The organism is Mesorhizobium sp. WSM4806 (assembly GCF_055811635.1).
The window spans coordinates 532,390-552,124 of the sequence record NZ_JBVVQZ010000001.1 but is presented as its reverse complement, the minus strand read 5'-3'; the positions used below and the strand labels follow the sequence as shown (position 1 = coordinate 552,124).

Genomic DNA, 19,735 nt, shown 5'->3' with positions numbered 1-19,735 from the left:
GATCACTCGGCCCAGGCTTTCCAGTCGGCTTCGTGGGCGGCGATCCAGGCGGCGGCGACGTCTTCCGGCGTCTTGCCTTCGAGATCGATCTGGCCGCTCATCTTGTTGAGCTCGTCGGTGTCGATCGTGTAGTTCTTCGCGACCTTGTAGGCGACCGGCCATTTGTCCTTCATGCCGGCCCAGGAATATTTCCAGATCTCGCCATGCGGCTTGCCGCAGTCATACTTTGCCTCGGGGTTCACGCCCCATTTCGGGTCGGTGTAGCATTCCGGCGTATAGTCGGGGAATTCGACCCATTCGCCCTTGTATTTGGCCGGCGCCCAATGCGGCGAATAGACCCACAGCATGATCGGCGCCTTGCGCTGATAGGCCGAATCCAGCTCAGCGAACATCGCCGCGTCGGTGCCGGCATGGATGACGGTGAAGGGCAGCTTCAGCGCCGCGGCACGTTCGTCGTCAAAACCTTCCCATGTCACCGGGCCGCCGAGATAGCGGCCGTTCGGCGCCGTTTCGGCGGTCGAGAAGGCCTCGGCGCATTTCGGGTCCTTCAGCGCCTCCCAGTTCGGCAGGCCCGGGCATTTTTCCTTCATGTATTCAGGATACCACCATTCCTCCTTGGCTTTGGGCCCGAGCGGGCCGAGGCGTTCGGTCTGCCCGGTCGCATCCGAGGCCTTCATGGCTTCGCCGGCCGTCGTGTCCCAGAATTCCATGGCGACAGCGAGATCGCCATTGGTAAGGCCGGTGGTCAGGCTGGAGAGATAATCGGCCGTCGGGTACTCGACCGTGTATCCCAGCTTTTCAAGAATGCCGCCGAGGATCTTTGCGTTCAGATTGACGCTGGTCCAGTCGAACAGCGCGATCTTGATAGGGTCGTTCGATTCTGGCGCCGCCGCTTGGGCCGAAGGCGTCAGTGCACTTGCCGCGGCAAGTGTTAAGGCTCCCATTGATAATCTCGAAATCAAACTCCGAAGTGACATGCCTGTGCTCCTGTCAAGCTCTGGTGGAAGTTATCGTTCGTTCCCTTCTTGCGTCTTTTTGATTGTGTTGGAAAAGCTGGTCGTTGCGCAAGTCCATTGGCAGCAAATTGCTGTCGGCGCTGAAGTCGGCGCAGACGGGAATGATGCCCAATTCGATGAAGAGGTCGTGCGACCGCGTCATGGCTGCCGTGCTGCCGAAGCAGTGATCCGCGGATCGATCGCCGCTCTTGCGGCGCCGTCAAGCTTGCGAGCCATCAAGGTCCCATGCTGTCGGCTCTCGGCAGTCGCCGAAGCCATTTTCATGGGATGAAATTATATATACCAACATTCATGTCGCGCAACGACTAACGCGGCGCGAATCGCGCAATTCGGCTGCAGTTTCGCCGCCTGCCGATTATATCAGCAGATTGACGCGTGAACCCGCCGCGTTGCTCACGACATGATCAGGCCGCCATCGACATTGATTGTCTGGCCGGTGATGTAGGCGGCGTCGCTGCTGGCCAGGAAGCTGACCAGACCCGAAACATCCTCGCCGCTGCCGGCGCGGCCCATCGGGATGTTCTTCACCCATTCTGCCATCAACTCGCCGGGCTTGTAGTCGCCCATCAGTCTGCCCCATGCGGCGTCGTTGTAGGCCCACATGTCGGTGTCGATGATGCCGGGGCAGATCGCGTTGACGGTGATCTTCTCCTTGGCCACTTCCTTGGCGAGGCTCTGGGTGATGCCGACGACGCCGAATTTCGAGGCAGCATAGTGCGGCGTGTAGATGAAACCCTGGCGCGCCTGGCCGGAAGCGGTGTTGATCAGCCGGCCGCCGTCGCCATGCTTGCGGATGCGCGCGATCGCCTCCTGGCAGCACAGGAACACGCCCTTGGTGTTGACCGCCATCACCTTGTCCCATTCGGCCTCGGTCATCGCCTCGATCCTGGCGATGGTGATGACGCCGGCATTCTGCACGGAGATGTCGACGCGGCCGAACTGCTGTTCGGCCAGATCATAGAGGGCGGCGACCTCGTCCTTCCTGGTCACGTCCATGCGCAGCGATGCCACCTTGGCGCCTTCCGCCTTCAGTCCGGCGGCGACCTCTTCGACGCGCGCGTCGATGGCGCTGACGACGACAGCCGCCCCCTCAGCCGCGAAGCGCCGGGCTATGGCTGCACCGATGCCGCCGCTGGCGCCGGTGATGACCGCCGTCTTTCCCTCGAACCGCTTCATTTTCTCTCCTACCAGCAGACGAAGCCGCCATCGACGATCAAGTCGATGCCGGTGACGAAACTCGAGGCGCGGCTGGCCAGGAACACGGTCGGGCCGACCATCTCTTCCGGCGCCGCCATCCGCCCCATCGGCGTGTCGCGTTCGAAGATCCTGACCTGGTCGGCGACCTCCGGCCGCTTGTTCATCGGCGTCAGCGTGTAGCCGGGGCTGACGACGTTGACGCGCAGGCCGCGATCGGCCCATTCCATGGCGAGACTCCTGGACATGTGGATGACGGCGGCCTTCGACGAATTATAGTGCGCCTGGGTCAGGCCGCGGTTGACGATCGAGCCCGACATCGAGGCGATGTTGATGATCGAACCCTTGCGCCGCGTCAGCATTACGCGCGCTTCGGCCTGGCAGGACAGGAACACGCCGCTGACATTGACGTCGTAGAGCTTCTGCCATTTCTCCAGCGACAGCGTCTCGGCCGGCTCGGCCCCGGCGACGCCAGCATTGTTGACGGCGATGGTCAGCGGGCCGAGTTCCTTCTCCGCGCGTTCGATCGCCGCTGCCAAATCGGCCTCTGACGTCACCGTGCCGGTCAGCACCAATGCCTTGCGGCCGAGCGCCGAGATCCTGTGCGCGGTCTCGTCCAGCCCGCCCTTCGAGGTATGGCCAAAACAGGCGATATCGGCGCCGGCTTCGGCGAGGCCGATGGCGATTGCTTGCCCGATGCCGCTGCCGGCGCCGGTGACGAGGGCAACGTCCCCCTGAAGATCGAATAGTTTCATCGAAAATGTTTTCCTGTTGAGCCGCCGGTGCTGCCCTGGGAAGGAAGGGGCGCCAGTCCTGGCTGGCGCCCCGCGCGGTCCGGTGCCTGGGAGGATACCACCTGCTGCGCTCTATTCCGATCCTTTATGCCGCCCTCAGCTTGTGGCGAGCTCCATGACGGCGACGTTGCTCGCTTCGCTGCGGTCTAGAATGCCACGCTGCCGGCCACGGCTCAGCACCAGCACGCGATGCGACAGGCCGAGCACTTCCTCAAGGTCGGAGCTCACCACCACCACCGCCATGCCGGAGCGGGCGAGTTCGGCGATGACATCGTAGATCGCGGCGCGCGCGCCGACGTCGATGCCGCGTGTCGGCTCGTCCAGGATGAACACCTTGGGCGGCCGTGAGATCCATTTGGCGATGATCACCTTCTGCTGGTTGCCGCCGGAAAGCTTGCTGATCGCCTGGTTAGGCCGGCCCTTGACGCCGAGCCGGCCGATGCCGGCCTCGGCGAATTTCTGCACCGCCTTGGGAAACACCCAGCCATTCGGCGCGACATGGTCGAAATTGCCGATCGCCAGATTCTCGCCGATGGTCTGGTGGAGCACCACGCCTTGCGCCTTGCGGTCTTCCGGCACCAGCACGACGCCGGCCTTGATCGCCGCCGCCGGGCCAGTGAGGTGCACCGGTTTGCCGGCGATACGCACCGACCCCGAGGAAATCGGATCGGCGCCGGCGATCGCCCGCACCAGTTCGGTGCGGCCGGCGCCGATCAGGCCGGCGATGCCAAGGATTTCGCCGGCCCTTACCGAGAAGCTGACATTCTGAAAGCTACGTTCCGGCGAGGACAGATTCTCGACCTCGAGCAACGCCTCGCTGCCCGGTTCCGACAGCGGCGGGAACATCCGCTCGACGCTGCGGCCGACCATCTGCTCGACGATCGCGCGCACCGGAATGTCGGCGCGCTCGTGGCGGGCGACAATGCGCCCGTCGCGCATCACCACGACGCGGTCGGCGATCTCGGCGACCTCGTCCAGCCGGTGGCTGATATAGATGAAGGACATGCCTTCCGCCTTGAGCTTGCGGATCTGCTTGAACAACAGCTCCGTTTCCTCGCTGCCAAGTGCCGCTGTCGGTTCGTCGAAGATCAGAAGCTCGGCATTGAGCGTCAGTGCCTTGGCGATCTCGACCTGCTGCTGTGCGGCGATACGCAGCGTGCCCACCTTGCGTTCCGGCGAGACATCGAGGCCGAGCCGCTTCAGTTGGGCCGATGCCCGCGCATTCATGGCCGCGCGGTCGATGCGGCCGCCGCGCATCAGCAGGCGCCCGACATAGACGTTCTCGGCAACCGACAGGTCCGGCAGCAGCTTCAGTTCCTGGTGGATCATGCCGACGCCGGCGTCAATGGCCGCGGCGGGAGAGGCGGGGGAATACGGCTTCCCCCGCCATGTGATGCTGCCGGCATCGGGCTTGGTCGACCCGGCGATGATGTTGGAAACGGTGGACTTGCCGGCGCCATTTTCTCCAAGCAGCGCCACGACCTCTCCCGGCCGCACTTCGAAGCTCGCATCGGCCAGGACCTGCACCGGCCCGTAGCTCTTGCAGAGGCTGCTGACGAAGAGCCCCAGATGCGGGGTCTGCGTATGGCTGGGATCCAGGGACATCGTTCCGCTCATCAACTGCCGGACTCTTTTGGGATCAGGGATGCCTGATACTAAGGATGCTTGGCGATGAACTGATCGACATTGTCCTTGGTGGTCAGCGTCGCATCCTGCAGCTGTTCTGCGGGAACGGTTTCGCCGGCCACCAGCTTGATCGCCGCATCGACCGAAAGCCGGCCCATGCCTTGCGTCTGCTGCGTCGCAGTCACGTCGAAGACGCCGCCTTTCAGTGCCTTGAGCGCCGCCACGTCGCCGTCGAAACCGGCGATCCAGACCTTGTGGCCGGGATTGGCGACCTTGACCGCCTGCGCGGCACCGAGCGCCAGCGCATCGGCCTGGCCGATGACGATCGACACGTCGGGATGCGACTGCAACAGGTCCTGCGTCAGCTTGAAGCCCTCGTCCTGGTGCCAGCCTTCGCTCCACAGCTCGCCGACCACCTTGATGTCGGGATAGGCGCTCAGCGCTTCGCCGCAGCCCTTCGACCGGTCGACCTCGGGCGTCGTGCCTTTCTGGCCATGGATGATGATCAACTCACCCTTGCCGCCGGCCTGCTTGGCGATGTAGTCGCAAACCGCCTTGGCCGATGCCACGCTGTTGGTGGCGATGAAGGTGTCGCCGGGGGCGCCCTCAGCGTTGCGGTCGACATTGATGACCGGGATGCCGGCCGCCTTGGCCGTCTTGGTCGGCACGGTGGCGGCGGTGGCGCCGGCCGGGATGTAGATCAGCGCATCGATGTTCTGCGTGATCAGGTCCTGCACCTGGCTGACCTGGGTCGCCGAATCGCCCTTGGCGTCGACGGTGACGATCTCGATGCCCTTTTCCTTGCCATAGGCCTCGACGGACTGCTTGATCTGGTTGAAGAAGTCGGCCTGCAGGTTGGCGACGGCGAGACCAAGCTTCTTGGCCTCCTTGGCCGAGGCCATCTCGGACAGTCCGAGCAGCGGAATGACGGCCGCGGCAGCAAGCAGCAATGAACGTTTGGTCAGCATGTGTTTCCTCCGTTGATGTTCAATCTGTCCCGCCGGCGCATCACGGCGCCCCTTGGCCGAACAACTCCCAGTTTCGGATCACCGATCCGTTTTCGCCCGGACATCCGGGTGAATCTCATTGCGCCCCACTCTTCATTGCGCTCTGCGCCGCCATGTATCCGTGGCCACCGCCAGCGCGATCACCACGCCGATCACCACCTGCTGGATGAAGGGCGACACGCCAAGCAGGTTCAGCCCGTTGCGCAGCACGCCGATGATGAGCACGCCGATGGCGGTGCCGCCGATCGAGCCGACGCCGCCCGACAGGCTGGCGCCGCCGATCACCACCGCCGCGATCGTGTCCAGCTCGTAGCCGAAGCCGGAACTCGGCTGGACGGAATCAAGCCGTGCCGCAAGCACGATGCCGGCGAGCCCCGCCAGAACGCCGCAGACGGCGTAGACCCAGTTGGTCAGCGACTTGACCGGTATGCCGGACAGCCTGGCGACCTCGGCGCTGCCGCCGATCGCGTAGAGGCTGCGGCCGGTCGCGCGATAGTTCAGGAAGATCGCGAAGATGATGGCCAGAACGATCATCAAGCCGACGGTGACCGACAGGAAGCCGAAATGGCGGATGATCGACAGGCTGGTGAACCAGTCGGGGAAGCCGATGATCTGCGAGCCGTCGGTGATCATGTTGGCAAGACCGCGGGCCACCGACATCATCGCCAGCGTGGCGATGAAGGGCGGCAGTCTGGTGACGGTCACGAGCAGGCCTGAAACCAGCCCGCAAAGCCCAGCAACGACAAGCGCTGTGACGATGCCGGCAGGCATGCCGAGATTGAGGTGGTCGGGATGGGCGACGAAGCCCATCACCATGGCGGCGAGCGCCAGCACGGAACCGACGGACAGGTCGATGCCACCGATCAGGATGACCAGCGTCATGCCGATCGCCATGATGCCGAGCACGGTGACCTGGTCGAGCACGTTGAGGATGTTGCGGACAGTCAGAAACGTGTCGGTGGTCAGCGACAGAGCAAGGCACAGCAGCACCAGCCCGATTAGCGGTCCCATGGTTCCGGCGAACAGGGCCGAAAGCTTCGCGCCCGCCGCGGCCTGTGCATTTGGGCCGGCCTTCAACTCGCTTGCACCGTTGCTCACAGCCATTTTGTCTCCTCCATCAGCGCTCCGGCGATACGTCGTCGGCTCACTCTTGTTCACTAGGCACCTCCCTGTGAACAATTTATCTTTGATATGCAATTTTGTTCAGCTAAACTGTTCGTCGGAAAATTGTCAAGGCCCGCCGCATCATTCCACGCCGGTTTGCGCCGCCAGCCGGTTTGCCGTACGAAAGGGCATGAAATGCCGCGTTTTCAGGTCCGGTCTCATCCTGCGGATTCATGTCGGCTGCTTGAGCAGGGCAGGACGGCCAAGACGAAGTAAATGTTGACCATTTTGGCTTTCACTCACGTTGTAGAGGTATCCTGTCGATGTCCTGAATCTCGAATCCCGGGCATGCAGAATAATTTCGCGTCGCTTGGTCGGATAACGCCATTTGAATGGCATTTAAGGATTCGGACGACCGCGGGAGGGCAAAAAGATGGCGATGACAGAGAATGACAAGGCCTCGCGCTTCCCGGATGCCGAGCTGAAGGCCCGTGCCGCGTGGCACTATTATATCGAGGGTCTGACGCAGGAGAGGATTTCGGAGATCCTCGGCATCGGCCGCATCAAGGTGCATCGCATCCTGTCCGCCGCGCGTGAGGAGGGCGTCGTCCAGTTCCGCATCCGTGACAGCGTCGTCGAATGCTTGGTGCTGGAAGAGGCTCTGAAGCAGCGTTTTGGGCTCAGCCAGGCCGTTGTGGTGCCGTCGGCCGCCGACCGAAGCAACGCGCCGCTGATGATCGGCCATGCCGCGGGCGCCTATCTGGCCGACAATGTGAATGCCGGCGATGTCATCGCGCTGGGCTGGGGGCGCACGCTGAAGTTCGCCATCAGTGAATTGCCGCGGCGGCCGATCGCCAGGACGACGGTGGTTTCCATGCTGGGCGGCCTCACCCATGCCCAGCCGCTCAACCCGACCGAAAGCGCCTGGGAATTCGCCGAAAAGATCGGCGCCGAGTGCTTTCTGCTGCCGGTGCCGGTCTATGCCGACAGGCCGGAGCAGCGCGAAGCCTTCATGAGCCAGCGCAGCGTTCAGGACGTCGTCTTCCGCGCGCGCCGGGCAAACATCGCCGTGCTCAGCGTCGGATCGTTTTCCACTGACAGCCCGATCGCCAATTACGGCTTCATCAAGCCCAGCGAACTCGAAGAGCTTCAGGCGGCCGGCGCAGTTGGCGATATTTTATGCCATTTCATCGACGCCGACGGCCGGCTCGTCGACCATGAGGTCAACCGCCGGGTCTGCGCCTATCCGCTGCAGGACCTGTCGGACATCCCGGCCATCATCCTGGTTTCGGGAGGGCAGGAAAAAATCGCCATCATGCGGGCGGCGCTTGCCAACACCAGGATATCGGTTCTGATCACCGACGAGGACGCCGCCAAGGGCCTGCTCAACCGCTAAACCTGCCCGACTTCACCGAGCCGCACATGGGTCTCGCGCGTCGCCTGATAGAGGTCGCGGTAGATTGCCTTGCGCACACGGTAACCGGAGACCAGCCCGTCGACGGGGTCGACATGCTGGGTCGGCGGCGCGGCCATCGCCTCAGCCGCCGTTTCAGGCGAGGCAAACCATCCGATAGCGGAAGCCGCCAGCATGGCGGCGCCGAGCGCTGCGGCTTCGTTGACCGGCGAGACGGAGAGCGGCCGCTCGAGCACGCTTGCCATGATCCGCATCAGCAGGGCGCAGTTGGTGCCGCCGCCGGCGGCGATCATCGCAGCCGGTTTGCCGCCGGCCAGAGTTTCCGCCGCCTGCGTTTGCGCCGCTTGGGTTTCGGCCGCTTGAGTTTCCATTGCCTCGCTGGCGATGGCCTGCTCGAAGGCGATGCCTTCCAGAACCGCTCGAAAAAGGTGCTTCGGCTCATGGTCGAGCGACAGGCCGACAATGGCGCCGCGCGCCGCGCCGTCCCAATAGGGGCTCATGACACCGGCCCAATACGGCATGACGAGCAGGCCCTCGCTGCCGGCGGCAACGTCGACCGCTGCTTTCTCCAGCGCTGCAGCCGACGGCGAGCCGGTGGTGCGAACGATCCAGTCGACCAGTTGCATGCCCGAGCGCAGCACGGTCTCCAGCATGAAGCCCGAGCCGGTCGGCGAGACCAGCGTTCGAAACGCGTCCGAAGTCGTGATCCCATGGGAGTAACAGCCGCTGACGATGCCCGAGCCGAGCGACAGGTAGTTTTTGCCGTCGCCATAGACGCCCATGCCAAGGCCCATCGCCTGGCCGTCGCCGGCGCCGGCGACAACAGGCGTGCCGGCCTTCAACCCGATCAGCCGGGCCACGCTTTCGCCAAGCCCGCCGCAGATCGCGCCGGGCGCGACCAGTCGCGGCAACTGGTCCGGGCGCAGCCCCGCGGCCTCGACGAGCTGAGGGTGCCAAGTGCCATTCTTGACGTCGAGCAGCCCGAGCGGATCCGCACTTGCCGTGCTGGTGACCAGACGTCCGGTCAGCCGGTGGACGAAGAAGCCATGCACGTCGACAAGTGCGGCTGCGTCATCAAGCGTTTGCGGCTGGTGCTCGGCAAGCCAGGCGATCGCATAGAGCGCGGGCGTCGGGTCCGGCGGTTTGCCGCTCCAGTCGCGGATCGTCTCGCGGCCGAGCTCCGCCGAAAGCCTGATGACTTGCGGGCGCGCCCGCTCGTCCAGCCACAGGATCGCCGGAATAAGCGGCTTGCCGGCATGATCGATCAGCGTAAATGTCTCGCGCTGGTGGGCGATGGCGATCGCCGCCACCCGGGCAGCGCCAACCGCCTCAGCGACCTGCTTCAAGGCGCCGAGCAGCGCGGTCCACCAATGTTCGGCATCCTGCTCGAAATGGCCGGGCCTGGGATTTGAAAGCGGATAGGCTTCGCGCGCCTGGAACAGCTCCTTGCCGTCGCGCGTGAAGGCAATCGCTTTCACGGCCGTGGTCGAGGCGTCGATCCCGATTACGACATCGTCCATCAGGCGGGAATCCAGCGGATCAGGCGGCGTTCGTAACGAACCGTCCGTCCGACTGGTCGAGACGACGGCGGATCTGGGTTATCACCATCGAATCGTCGGGTACACAATTTTCATAGGTGAGGAAATCGCCTGTCTTGACCGGCTTGACCACCTTGGCGCGTTCGGCGAGGCCGAGCGGCAGGGCGCCGCGGGCGCGCGCGTCCTCCCAGGTCATGGCGAAGCCGCGATAGTCGTTCTCGCCGATCATGCCGAGCGACTGGCCAGGGGCAAGCTCGCTCTTGGCAACCGCCACCGCCTCGGCGACCGGATGGTCGAGCGGCTCCATGTCGGCGCGCTTGTAGACCACGGCGCGCGCCGCCGACAGCGGCACTTCCAGGCTGGTCAAATGATAGGGGCGGAAGATCGTGAAATACGGGCCCTTGCCGACCTTGAGGTCGATCATGCGCTCCAGCACGCGCGGATGCCTGGTCTCGATGATGCAGAACACGCCGGGCGCCACGCCCTTGCCGATCGAATAGTCGACCACGCCCTTGCGGTGCAGCACGCCGCCATCCTCGCGCGGGCAAAGCACGCCGGCGAGTTCCTCCAGCGTCGCGGTCGGGCCGTGCATGCCCGGCACGTCGGGCACCAGGCCGGTGGCGTTGGCGATCGCCACCATCTCGATCGCCGTCTTCGAGCCGTCGACGAACTCGACCAGCATGCGCGCATTCATGTTGCGCTCGGCCGCCTCCTTCTCGTAGTCGGCCGGCATGGCGTCGATCTTCAGCGGATTGTTCTTGCCCTTGCCGGCGGCGATGATGTTGAAGCCGAGGCTCCTGGCAAAGCCGATGATCTCCAGCGTGCAGGCCGGCTCGTCGCCGGCCGCACCGGTATAGACGACGCCGGCCTTGCGCGCCTCCTCCTTGAGGAAGCGGCCGATGGTGATGTCGGCCTCGACGTTGAGCATGACGATATGCTTGCCGTTCTTCATCACTTCAAGCGCGAACAGCGTGCCGATGTTGGGATTGCCTGTCGCGTCGATGATGACGTCGATGCGGCCGGCGGACGCCAGCGCATGCAAATCTTCGGTCACGGCGATCTTGCCGGCCTCGATGGCGCGGTCGATCGCCGCCGCATTGCCGGCCTGCACGATATCCGAGCGGTCGTGGCCGGCGAGCAGCGCCGCATCGATCGCCGCCTGCGGCCTGACCTCGGAAATGGCGCCGATCCGCATGCCCGGCATCAGCGCGACCTGGACGACGATGTCGGTGCCCATCTGCCCGGCGCCGGCAAGCCCGATGGTGATCGGTCCCTGCTGTTCAGCGCGCTGCAAAAGTTCCGCTGCAAATTGCGGATGGGCCATGTCGCTTCCTCCAGTTCCTGACGCGCCGCAGCGTCGAAGTCATCATTTTGAACATTCCTATTTCCAAATGAAAAATATTTCAACCGGCAATTCGGCAGCCGTCCCCGCAAACATTCTGTGTTTTAATTTTTGCAAGCCTTGGCTTGCGGCTTGGCAGCGCGGTCAGTGAGGGGCGCAGAAAGCGGTGATCTCTTGGGATGCAGGCGGCGACGACCGTGACATCCCTTCTCGCAAGCAAGCGAGTGCGACGAAAAAACTGATTTCATGGCTGCTCAGCTGCCGCTGCGCCTATCGCCTGCGACGAAGCCGCGCAACAGAGGGCGCTGGCCGGCATGCTCAGTCGGCGCATGCCAGCATATCAGTCAGCTGCCGACCTCGAAGAAGGGCGCGCCAAGCAGGTCGGGAACAACGTCGATGCCGAGGCCCGGCCCGTCCGGAATGCCCATGCGGCTGCCCGAAACCGGCGGCTTGTTCGATGCAGTGCGCACCGTCACCCATTCGTGGAAGGCGATGGCGTGCAGCCGGCGCTCCTCCGGCGTCGACAGCGACAGATGCGCCATGGCTGATGTGTCGATCTCGGCGCCGCCGGTGTCCTCGACGGTGATCATGAAGCCCAGGTCGACGGCAAGGTCGCGGATCTGGCGCGTCTTGGTCACGCCGCCGAGCCGCGAGATTTTCAGCGTCAGCCCGTCAGCCGCCCCCTTGCGGTGGATGTCGAGCATGTCGTCCAGCGAGGTGACGGATTCGTCGAGCACCATCGGCTTGTCGAGCGAGCGGCGCACCGACATGCATTCGTCGATCGTGGTGCAGGGCTGCTCGAACGTGTAGTCGATGGCGCGCGTCGCGTCAGCGAACTGGCGCGCCTGATAGGGCGTCCAGCCGGCATTGGCGTCGCAGAAGATGACGGTGCCCTTCGGCACCGAAGCGGCGACCGCGGTGACGCGCTCGATGTCGTCATGGACGTTGCCGCCGACCTTGACCTGCAGCCGGTGAAACCCGTCCCTGACGATGCGCTTGGCCAGTGCGGCCATCGCGTCGACGGTGCCATGGGTGACGACCTTGTAGAGTTCCGCCGTCTCGCTCTCGCGCCCGCCGAGCAGCGTCACCAGCGGTATGTCGGCGGCGCGTGCAGCGAGATCCGAGCAGGCCATGTCGAGCGCCGATTTGATGTAGGGATGGCCCTTGAACACCGTGTCCATCAGCCTGCCGATACTGGCCAAGGCGCGAGGATCGAGGCCGAGCAGATGCGGCGCAATTTCGATGACGCCGGCGCGAGTGCCGGCCGCGAATGCCGGCGAGTAGAAATTGCCGAGCGGCGCCATCTCGCCCCAGCCGGTCAGCCCGCTGTCGGAGGTGATTGCGACGATCACCGCGTCGAACGCGGCGGCGACACGCCCCTTGGACATGCGGTAGGGCCCGTCCACAAACGGCTGCACGACATGGTAGGCCTTGATGGTTTTGATCCGCAATTTTTCTGTCCGTCGCTGTGACGCCCTGACGAAGCCGCCAACCTGCATCGTCCGCTGGGCTCAACTGCCGTCAGGCCGGTTGCGCGTCAGGCCGGCGCGATCGGCCTTGACGCCTCTGGAAACACACTGTTCGAGGCAGCGCGCATAGGCAAGCAATTCTTCGAAGCTGTGCCGATGTCGCCGGCCTTGTCGAACTGCTCAGCAAAACGGCGCCCTCGGCATAGCCGGGGGCGCCGCTGGACCGGGCCTGATGGGGGTATCAGGTGGCAGGTTTCTGTGGCAGCGGCGAGACAGGCATTCCCGGGCCGATCTTCTGCAGATTGCCTGTTATCACCTGGTCGCCTTCCGCTACGCCGCTCGAGATCGCCACCAGGTCGCCGTTGGTCGGCCCCAGCGAAACAATGCGCTGGTCGACAGTATTGTCCTTGCCGACGACGTAGAGATACTTGCCGAGCTGGCTCGATCCCAATGCCGTCTGCGGCACCATCAGTGCATCTGGCTGCTGCTTGATATGCAGCCTGACGCGAACATATTGGCCCGGCAGCAGCGTGAACTTGGCATTGCCGATCGTCGCGCGTGCGGTGATGGTGCCGGTCGAGCGATCGACCGTGTTGTCGATGAAGGTGAGCTGACCTCTCTGGCGCGGTTCCGTATCGCCGGGAAGCAGGACGTCGACATCGATGGCTCCCGTCGCGCGGGCTTCCTCGATCTGCGCCAGATCCGTTTCGCTCGGATTGAAGGTGACATAGATCGGGTCGAGCTGCACCAGCGTGTTGAGCACTGTGCCGGCGACGCTGACCAGCGTTCCGACCGAGGCCTGGTTGCGGCCGACGCGCCCGGCGAACGGCGCCTTGATTTCCGAATAGCTCAGATTGAGCTCGGCGGTCCGCACAGCCGCCTGGTTGACGGCGAGCGATGCTTGGGCCTCGCGCAAGCTGCTGGTGCGCTGGTCGAACGCATCCTTGGCGATGTATCCGCTCTTGGCCAGTTCGGTGCCGCGACCAAGGTTGGATCGTGCATAGTCGAGCGTTGCCTCGTCGCGCTGGACCTGAGCCTTCGCCTGTTCAAGGGCAGCCTGGAAATCTTCTGGAGCGATCTTGTAGAGAAGGTCGCCCTTCTTGACATCGCTGCCGTCGGGCGCGACCTGCTCCTGCAGATACCCCGGCACGCGCGCCTGCAGCGTGATGCTGCGGATCGGCTCGGTGCGAGCGGCATAGTCGAGATAGATCGGGATCGTCTTCTTGACGACGCTCACCACTGGCACCGGCATGACAAAAGCCGCGGGCTCGGGCGCCGCGGGCTCAGGCGTTGCCGCCCCTGCCGTGCCGGCGTTGAGGCCGAAATTACCCATGTCGAGCAAGTGGACGCTGGCCATCGAGACCGCCCCCACGGCAACAGCCGCTCCCAACGCAATTTTCCATTTACGCATGATCATTCTCCAATTCTATTCGGCCGCTTCGGCCAATCGCTCGAAAGCGGGTTCGGCAGTTGGTTCAGTCGGTTCGGCGACAGGCTCGCTCTTGCTGCCGCGCTCGCGCAGCTGCTCGATCACCGCGTAGAAGACCGGCACGAACACCAGCGACAGGATCGTCGCTGCGACCATGCCGCCAAAGACGGTGGTGCCGATCGACTGGCGGCTGGCTGCACCGGCACCTGTCGAGAACATCAGCGGCAGCACACCGAGGATGAACGCGAAGGCGGTCATCAGGATGGGCCGCAGCCGCAGGCGCGCCGCTTCCATTGCGGCGTCGACGATGCTGAGACCTTCCTCGCGCCGGCGCCGGGCAAACTCCACGATCAGAATGGCGTTCTTTGCCGCCAGCCCGATCAGCATGACGAAACCGATCTGCGAATAGACGTCGATCTGCATGCCGCGCATAAGCAAGGCGACAAAGGCGCCGAACAGGGCAAGCGGCACCGCGAGCAGGACCATGAAGGGCATGGCCCAGCTCTCATATTGGGCGGCAAGGATCAGGAAGACGAAGACCATGGCGAGACCGAAGACGATCGAGGCGATCGATCCGGCCTTGAGCTCCTGATAGGTGATGCCCGTCCATTCGTAGCCGAAATCCTTCGGCAGCGCCGTGGCGGCGGCACGTTCCATCGCAGCGACCGCCTGGCCCGAGGAGAAGCCGGGTGCGGCACCGCCATTGATCAGGGCCGACGCATTGTTGTTGTAATGCGGGACGGTTTCCGGGCCGACGATAGGCACCAGCTTGCCGAGCGTGCTCAACGGCACCATGCCGCCGGAGGCATTGCGCACATAGAGCCGCGAAATGTCGGCCGCACCCGCACGCGCATCCTTGTCGGCCTGGATCGTCACCCGGAAAGTGCGGCCGAACAGGTTGAAGTCGTTCACATAGAGCGAGCCGAGATAGATCTGCAGTGTGTTGAACACGTCGGGCAGGCTGAGGCCGAGCAGCTTCGCCTTGTTGCGATCGAGGTCGTAGTTGAACTGCGGCGTCGAGGTCGAGAACGACGAGAACAATTGCTGCGGGTTGAGCTCGGGCTGTTTGCGCGCTTCGGCCAGCACGGCTTGCGTCGCATCGTTGAGCGCAGCGCTGCCGCGACCGGTCAGGTCCTCCACCTGGAATTCGAAGCCGCCGGTCGTGCCGATGCCCGGGATCGAAGGCGGGTCGAAACTCAGCGCGAAGGCTTCAGGAAGTTCCATGAGCTTCGAGCGCACGTCGGCGACGAGCTTCGAGGCGCTCTGGTCAGGGCCGCGTTCGTCCCATGGCTTCAGGATGGCGAATTCCACCGCCGAGTTCGACTGGGCGGCACTGGTGAGGAAGTTCAAGCCGCTGATCGAGCCGACGATATCGACACCAGGCGTGTTCTGCAGGATCTCGCGTGCCTTCCGCGCCACCGCGTCGGTGCGTTCCAGCGACGCCCCATCCGGCAATTGGATGACCACGAAGAAATAGCCCTGGTCCTCGACCGGAAGGAAGGTCGAGGGCAGGCGCTGCCAGACGAAATAGGTCGCGACAAGCCCAGCCGCGAATATGCCGAGCATGATCCAGCGCAGGCGGATGAGGAAGCGCACACCATTGGCATAGGCATGCGACAGCCGATCGAAGCCCGTGTTGAACCAGCGGAACAGCACGAATTGCGTGGCCGGGCGGTGGCGCAGGAAAGCGGCGCTCAGCGCCGGGGTGAGCGTCAGCGAGACGAAGGCGGAGATGCCGAAGGAGATCGCCACCGTCAGGGCAAATTGATTGTAGAGCCGGCCAGAAACGCCGGGTATGAAGGCGACCGGCACGAACACGGCCATCAGCACGGCGGTTGTGGCGATGATCGGGCCGGTGACCTCGGCCATCGCCGCGCGCGTCGCAGCCAGCGGTTTTAGGCCGGCCTCCAGCTGGCGTTCGACATTCTCGACGACGACGATCGCGTCATCGACGACGAGTCCGATCGCCAGCACCATGCCGAGCAGGCTGAGCATGTTCAGCGAGAAGCCGAACATGTACATGACGACGAGCGTGGCCACCAGCGACACGGGAATCGCGATCGTCGGGATGATCGTGGTGCGCCAGCTCTGCAGGAAGATGAACACCACCGCGACGACCAGGACCAGCGCCTCGCCGAGCGTGACCACCACGTCGTGCATCGACGCCGAAACGAAACGTGTCGTATCGTAATGCATGGCGTAGCTGACGCCCTTGGGGAAGCGGGCCGACAATTCCTGCATCTTGTCCTTGACGCGCTGCTGCAGATCGAGCGCGTTCGAGCCCGGCATCTGGTAGACCGCGAGCACCACGGTCGGGTCCTCGCCGAAGAACGCCGACGACGAATATTGCAGGGCGCCGAGTTCGATGCGCGCGACGTCGCGCAACCGCACCAGCGAACCGTTCGCGGCATCGGCGCGCACGATGATATCGCCGAATTCCTTGGGATCGCTCAGTCGGCCAACCGCGTTGACCTGCATTTCGAAAGCGGTGCCGGCCGGCGCCGGCGACTGCCCGATCTTGCCGGCCGCGACCTGGACATTCTGCTCGGCGATGGCGTTTTGGACATCGACGGCGGTGATGCCGAGATTGGCGAGCTTGTCGGGATCGAGCCATACGCGCATCGAATAGCGCCGCTCGCCGAAGATCTGCACGTCGCCGACGCCGGGCAGGCGCTTCAGCGGGTCGACGACTTGCAGGTAGGCGAGGTTGCTGAGCGCGACCGGATCGACAGAGCCATCGGGCGAGGTGAGGTTGACGATCAGGACGAAGTTCGGGTTCTGCTTCTTGATCGTCACGCCGCCCTGGTTGACGATGGCAGGCAGCGAGGACGCCGCCTGTGACACGCGGTTCTGGACGTCGACGGCGGCGGTGCTCAGGGGATAGCCGACCTCGAAGGTGACGGTGATCGTCGAGGAGCCGTCATTGGAACTCGACGACGACATGTAGGTCATGCCTTGAACGCCGTTGATCTGCTGTTCGAGCGGCGTCGTGACGGTGTCGGCCACAACTTGCGCACTGGCGCCCGGATAGTTGGCGCTGACCACCACCTGAGGTGGCGTGATGTCGGGAAACTGCGAGACAGGCAGCAGGAAATAGCAGATCGTCCCGGCGAGCACCATGATGATGGCGATCGACGATGCGAAGATCGGACGGTGGATGAAGAAATTTACCATGACACGCACGCCTCGCCCGATGCTCTTGCCTGGCCAAAGGCCTTGGCTACCCTTGACAGCCGCCGGCTGCGGCTTTGCCCGGAATCTTCCAGGAAACGAGGCGGCGCCTTGCGGCCGCGGAGCTGCGCATCCGCAAGGGTACGCAGCATCGTCTCGAAAGCGTGCGGGTCGACACGGTCGGCTTTCATCAGCATCCGGATCATCGGATCCTTCACAACATCGTCGATCGTCAAATCTTTGCGCTGCGACATCGTAGCGGCTCCTGGCTTGGCGATCTGCGGCGTACGCCGCCGCAGATCGGGTGGTCTTCCTGTTCGCGGCCAAAGTCGCCTGGGGCGCAGTTTCATGCCTGGGCCGATTTGGCGGAGGCTGTTCACAAGCGCCTGCGAGATTGACACGAGGCAATGAGGGTGTTACCAGTAAGTAACATCTAGAAGTTACAGACCGGTAACACCCTAGTCAAGAGGTGTGCCGAGGGATTTTTCGGAAATCCCGGAAACCAAGGAGGTTTTGATGGAAGACGGCACTGCGGAACGCATCCGCCCCCGGGATCGCATCCTGGAGACGGCACGGGATATGTTCCACAAGCATGGCATCAAGGGCGTCGGCGTCGACGCGATCACTGAGGCCGCCGGTACCAACAAGATGACGCTCTACCGTCATTTCGAGTCCAAGGACGATCTGGTCATCGAGTGCCTGCGGGCGACCGCATGCAGCGCCAACGCGATGTGGCAAAAGTTCGAGGCGGAGCATCCGGGCGACAAGCTTGCGCAACTGCATGCCTGGGTCCGGATGGCAGCCGATTGCCTGATGATGGACGGCCGCGGTTGCGACATGGCCAACGCCGCCATCGAGTTGAGCGAGACCGACCATCCGGCCCGTCGGGTAATCAAGGAACTCAAGCAGGCTCAGCGCGACCGCCTCGTCGGCCTGTGTCGGGATGCCGGCATCGGCCAGGCAGAGCTTCTCGCCGATACATTGTCGCTACTGCTTGAAGGCGCCCGTGTCAGCCTGCAAAGCGTCGGAGCCGAAGGCCCCAGCGCGCAGTTTGTCCGCATGGCGGAAGGCCTGATCACCTCGTTCAGGGCCAGATAGTCTCGCAAGCGGCGAAACGATCGCTGGCGTGTCATTGCAAGCCGCGCCGCGAGTACTCTTTTGCCTAGGCATGTGCTGTCATCTCACGTCTCCGTTGCCGGTCTGTCGCCGCGCTCTTGCGCGCGGCGGTCGCTGCTGGTTGTGAGCAGGCTAGGCCCGATAGCGAATTGGTGAGAGTGACAAGTGTGGCGGGATTCCAATGGGGCTGCGGCGCTGCCCGAACCAGCCATTGGCGATTGCCGCCGCCTTGCCCGACACCCAAGAACAAAAAAAGCCCGCTGCCGGGAGGAGGTGGCAGCGGGCTCGATTTCGAATACGACGCGGGAGGAGGTGCGCCGCACTCAGCGTCGGCATCGCATCTGGGAGGAGTAGATGGCCGACAACTGCGAAACTAGCGGTTGCCCAATGATTCGGCAATAGCAAAAGATGCATAGCAGATGTGCAGATTCGCGCTATCAACCGAATATTAACCATCGCCGCGACCAACCGTGGCGCTTGCGTGGCATCACTGGACCGGAACGTTCTCCTTGAAGATCAGGCGCGGTTCGATGAATTTCCGCGTCAGATAGGGCGCCGAGGAAGCGATCGAGCCGAGCAGGCGAATGACTGATTGCTCGGCGATCAGCCGTGCATTCTGGTCGATGACGACATCGAGCAGATCGTCGACGAGATAGCCGCGTGTCGCCCTTGTCAGGTCGTGACAGATGAACACCGGCTTCCTTTGCGGCTTGGCTTCCAGCAGCGCTTTCGCCACGCCAGAGCGTCCGGCGCCGACGCAATAGATGCCGAGCAGTTCCGGCTCGTTGTGCAGCGCCTTCATCGTCGCCGTGTAGCTGATATCAGGCTCGTCGTTGATCTCGACGGCGCTGGTCACGGTCAAATTGCGGAACTCCTCGCTGAGCACCGAGCGAAAGCCCATTTCGCGTTCTTCATGCCCGCGATAGGAGCGTGAGCCGACGATCATTGCCAGATGGCCCGTGCGGCCGCCCAGGAAACGTCCCATCAAAAGGGCTGCGGTGCGCCCGGCGACACGGTTGTCGATGCCGACATAGGCCGATCGCGGCGCGCCCGGAACGTCCGACACCAGCGTGACCAGGCGGATGCCGGCTTCGACGATCTCGCGCAGGATGTTGCGCGTTCTCGGGTGATCGATCGCAATGACACCGACGCCGTTCGCCCTAAGCGAGAGGTTTTCGACGGCCGCCTGCAACGCGTTCGGCGAGATCCCGGCGAGCTTGTGGATCCGACAGGAGGCGACAAGTGGCAAGCGTGCGGCATAGTCCTCGATATGATTTGCCAGATCCGTCATGAAGGCGTTCGAGCCGATCGGCAGGAAGAACTCGAGATGCGCCGGCCGCGAGGGCAGCGTGACCTGATCCACGACCGGCAGATAGCCAAGCTGCTTGGCCGCCTCCATCACCCGCTGCCGGTTGGCGGCGCTGGCGCCCGGCCGGTTGTTCAGCACCCGGTCGACCGTCGCGGTCGACAGCCCGCAGCTTCTGGCGATGTCCGCAACGGTGGCTTTCATAGTCG

The 19,735-nt window shown here is 63.8% G+C and carries 16 protein-coding genes; 3 read left to right on the top strand and 13 right to left on the bottom strand.

Annotated features, from left to right (window positions below):
* Positions 1–2: 2 nt before the first annotated feature.
* Positions 3–977: an ABC transporter substrate-binding protein gene (locus AC0L2M_RS02530; protein WP_128167754.1), complete on the bottom strand. Its 975-nt coding sequence runs from the start codon at positions 975–977 to the stop codon at positions 3–5.
* 83 nt (positions 978–1,060) lie between these two features.
* On the opposite strand from AC0L2M_RS02530, the gene AC0L2M_RS02525 reads away from it, so the two are divergent.
* Positions 1,061–1,183, top strand: coding sequence for a hypothetical protein (locus AC0L2M_RS02525; RefSeq protein ID WP_268931792.1), 123 nt, complete (start codon positions 1,061–1,063; stop codon positions 1,181–1,183).
* Between the two features lie 226 nt (positions 1,184–1,409).
* On the opposite strand, the gene AC0L2M_RS02520 is transcribed toward AC0L2M_RS02525, so the two are convergent.
* The 5 genes from AC0L2M_RS02520 to AC0L2M_RS02500 all read right to left on the bottom strand — a co-directional run bounded on the left by AC0L2M_RS02520 (position 1,410) and on the right by AC0L2M_RS02500 (position 6,741).
* On the bottom strand, positions 1,410–2,192 hold the full coding sequence (locus AC0L2M_RS02520; RefSeq protein WP_473533934.1) for an SDR family oxidoreductase: 783 nt from the start codon (positions 2,190–2,192) through the stop codon (positions 1,410–1,412).
* Between the two features lie 8 nt (positions 2,193–2,200).
* A complete protein-coding gene (locus AC0L2M_RS02515) occupies positions 2,201–2,965 on the bottom strand; it encodes an SDR family oxidoreductase (RefSeq protein WP_473533933.1) in 765 nt (254 codons plus the stop codon).
* Between the two features lie 135 nt (positions 2,966–3,100).
* A complete protein-coding gene (locus AC0L2M_RS02510) occupies positions 3,101–4,609 on the bottom strand; it encodes a sugar ABC transporter ATP-binding protein (RefSeq protein ID WP_473533932.1) in 1,509 nt (502 codons plus the stop codon).
* 50 nt (positions 4,610–4,659) lie between these two features.
* Positions 4,660–5,598 (bottom strand): sugar ABC transporter substrate-binding protein, encoded by a 939-nt coding sequence (locus AC0L2M_RS02505; protein ID WP_128171972.1) that lies wholly within the window; start codon positions 5,596–5,598, stop codon positions 4,660–4,662.
* Between the two features lie 132 nt (positions 5,599–5,730).
* Positions 5,731–6,741: an ABC transporter permease gene (locus AC0L2M_RS02500; protein WP_128171973.1), complete on the bottom strand. Its 1,011-nt coding sequence runs from the start codon at positions 6,739–6,741 to the stop codon at positions 5,731–5,733.
* 433 nt (positions 6,742–7,174) lie between these two features.
* On the opposite strand from AC0L2M_RS02500, the gene AC0L2M_RS02495 reads away from it, so the two are divergent.
* Positions 7,175–8,137, top strand: coding sequence for a sugar-binding transcriptional regulator (locus tag AC0L2M_RS02495; protein ID WP_473533931.1), 963 nt, complete (start codon positions 7,175–7,177; stop codon positions 8,135–8,137).
* Here AC0L2M_RS02495 and AC0L2M_RS02490 read toward each other — a convergent pair.
* The 6 genes from AC0L2M_RS02490 to AC0L2M_RS02465 all read right to left on the bottom strand — a co-directional run bounded on the left by AC0L2M_RS02490 (position 8,134) and on the right by AC0L2M_RS02465 (position 17,358).
* Positions 8,134–9,675 (bottom strand): xylulokinase, encoded by a 1,542-nt coding sequence (locus AC0L2M_RS02490; protein ID WP_473533930.1) that lies wholly within the window; start codon positions 9,673–9,675, stop codon positions 8,134–8,136. The two genes, AC0L2M_RS02495 and AC0L2M_RS02490, sit on opposite strands and share 4 nt — an antisense overlap.
* Positions 9,676–9,694: 19 nt before the next feature.
* The gene (locus AC0L2M_RS02485; protein WP_287175611.1) at positions 9,695–11,017 is read right to left on the bottom strand and encodes an NAD(P)H-dependent oxidoreductase; all 1,323 of its coding nucleotides are present in this window, start codon (positions 11,015–11,017) and stop codon (positions 9,695–9,697) included.
* Between the two features lie 362 nt (positions 11,018–11,379).
* Positions 11,380–12,486: a mandelate racemase/muconate lactonizing enzyme family protein gene (locus tag AC0L2M_RS02480; protein ID WP_473533929.1), complete on the bottom strand. Its 1,107-nt coding sequence runs from the start codon at positions 12,484–12,486 to the stop codon at positions 11,380–11,382.
* A 259-nt stretch (positions 12,487–12,745) separates the two neighbouring features.
* Positions 12,746–13,915, bottom strand: a complete 1,170-nt coding sequence (locus AC0L2M_RS02475; protein ID WP_128171977.1) for an efflux RND transporter periplasmic adaptor subunit — start codon at positions 13,913–13,915, stop codon at positions 12,746–12,748.
* 15 nt (positions 13,916–13,930) lie between these two features.
* Positions 13,931–17,107 (bottom strand): efflux RND transporter permease subunit, encoded by a 3,177-nt coding sequence (locus tag AC0L2M_RS02470; RefSeq protein ID WP_473522578.1) that lies wholly within the window; start codon positions 17,105–17,107, stop codon positions 13,931–13,933.
* A complete protein-coding gene (locus tag AC0L2M_RS02465; RefSeq protein WP_027152252.1) occupies positions 17,101–17,358 on the bottom strand; it encodes a hypothetical protein in 258 nt (85 codons plus the stop codon). The genes AC0L2M_RS02470 and AC0L2M_RS02465 overlap by 7 nt, the downstream gene beginning before the upstream one ends.
* 262 nt (positions 17,359–17,620) lie before the next feature.
* Here AC0L2M_RS02465 and AC0L2M_RS02460 point away from each other — a divergent pair, with 262 nt between their 5' ends.
* On the top strand, positions 17,621–18,202 hold the full coding sequence (locus AC0L2M_RS02460; protein WP_023799451.1) for a TetR/AcrR family transcriptional regulator: 582 nt from the start codon (positions 17,621–17,623) through the stop codon (positions 18,200–18,202).
* A gap of 505 nt (positions 18,203–18,707) precedes the next feature.
* On the opposite strand, the gene AC0L2M_RS02455 is transcribed toward AC0L2M_RS02460, so the two are convergent.
* Positions 18,708–19,730, bottom strand: a complete 1,023-nt coding sequence (locus tag AC0L2M_RS02455) for a LacI family DNA-binding transcriptional regulator (protein WP_287341476.1) — start codon at positions 19,728–19,730, stop codon at positions 18,708–18,710.
* Between the last annotated feature and the right edge of the window lie 5 nt (positions 19,731–19,735).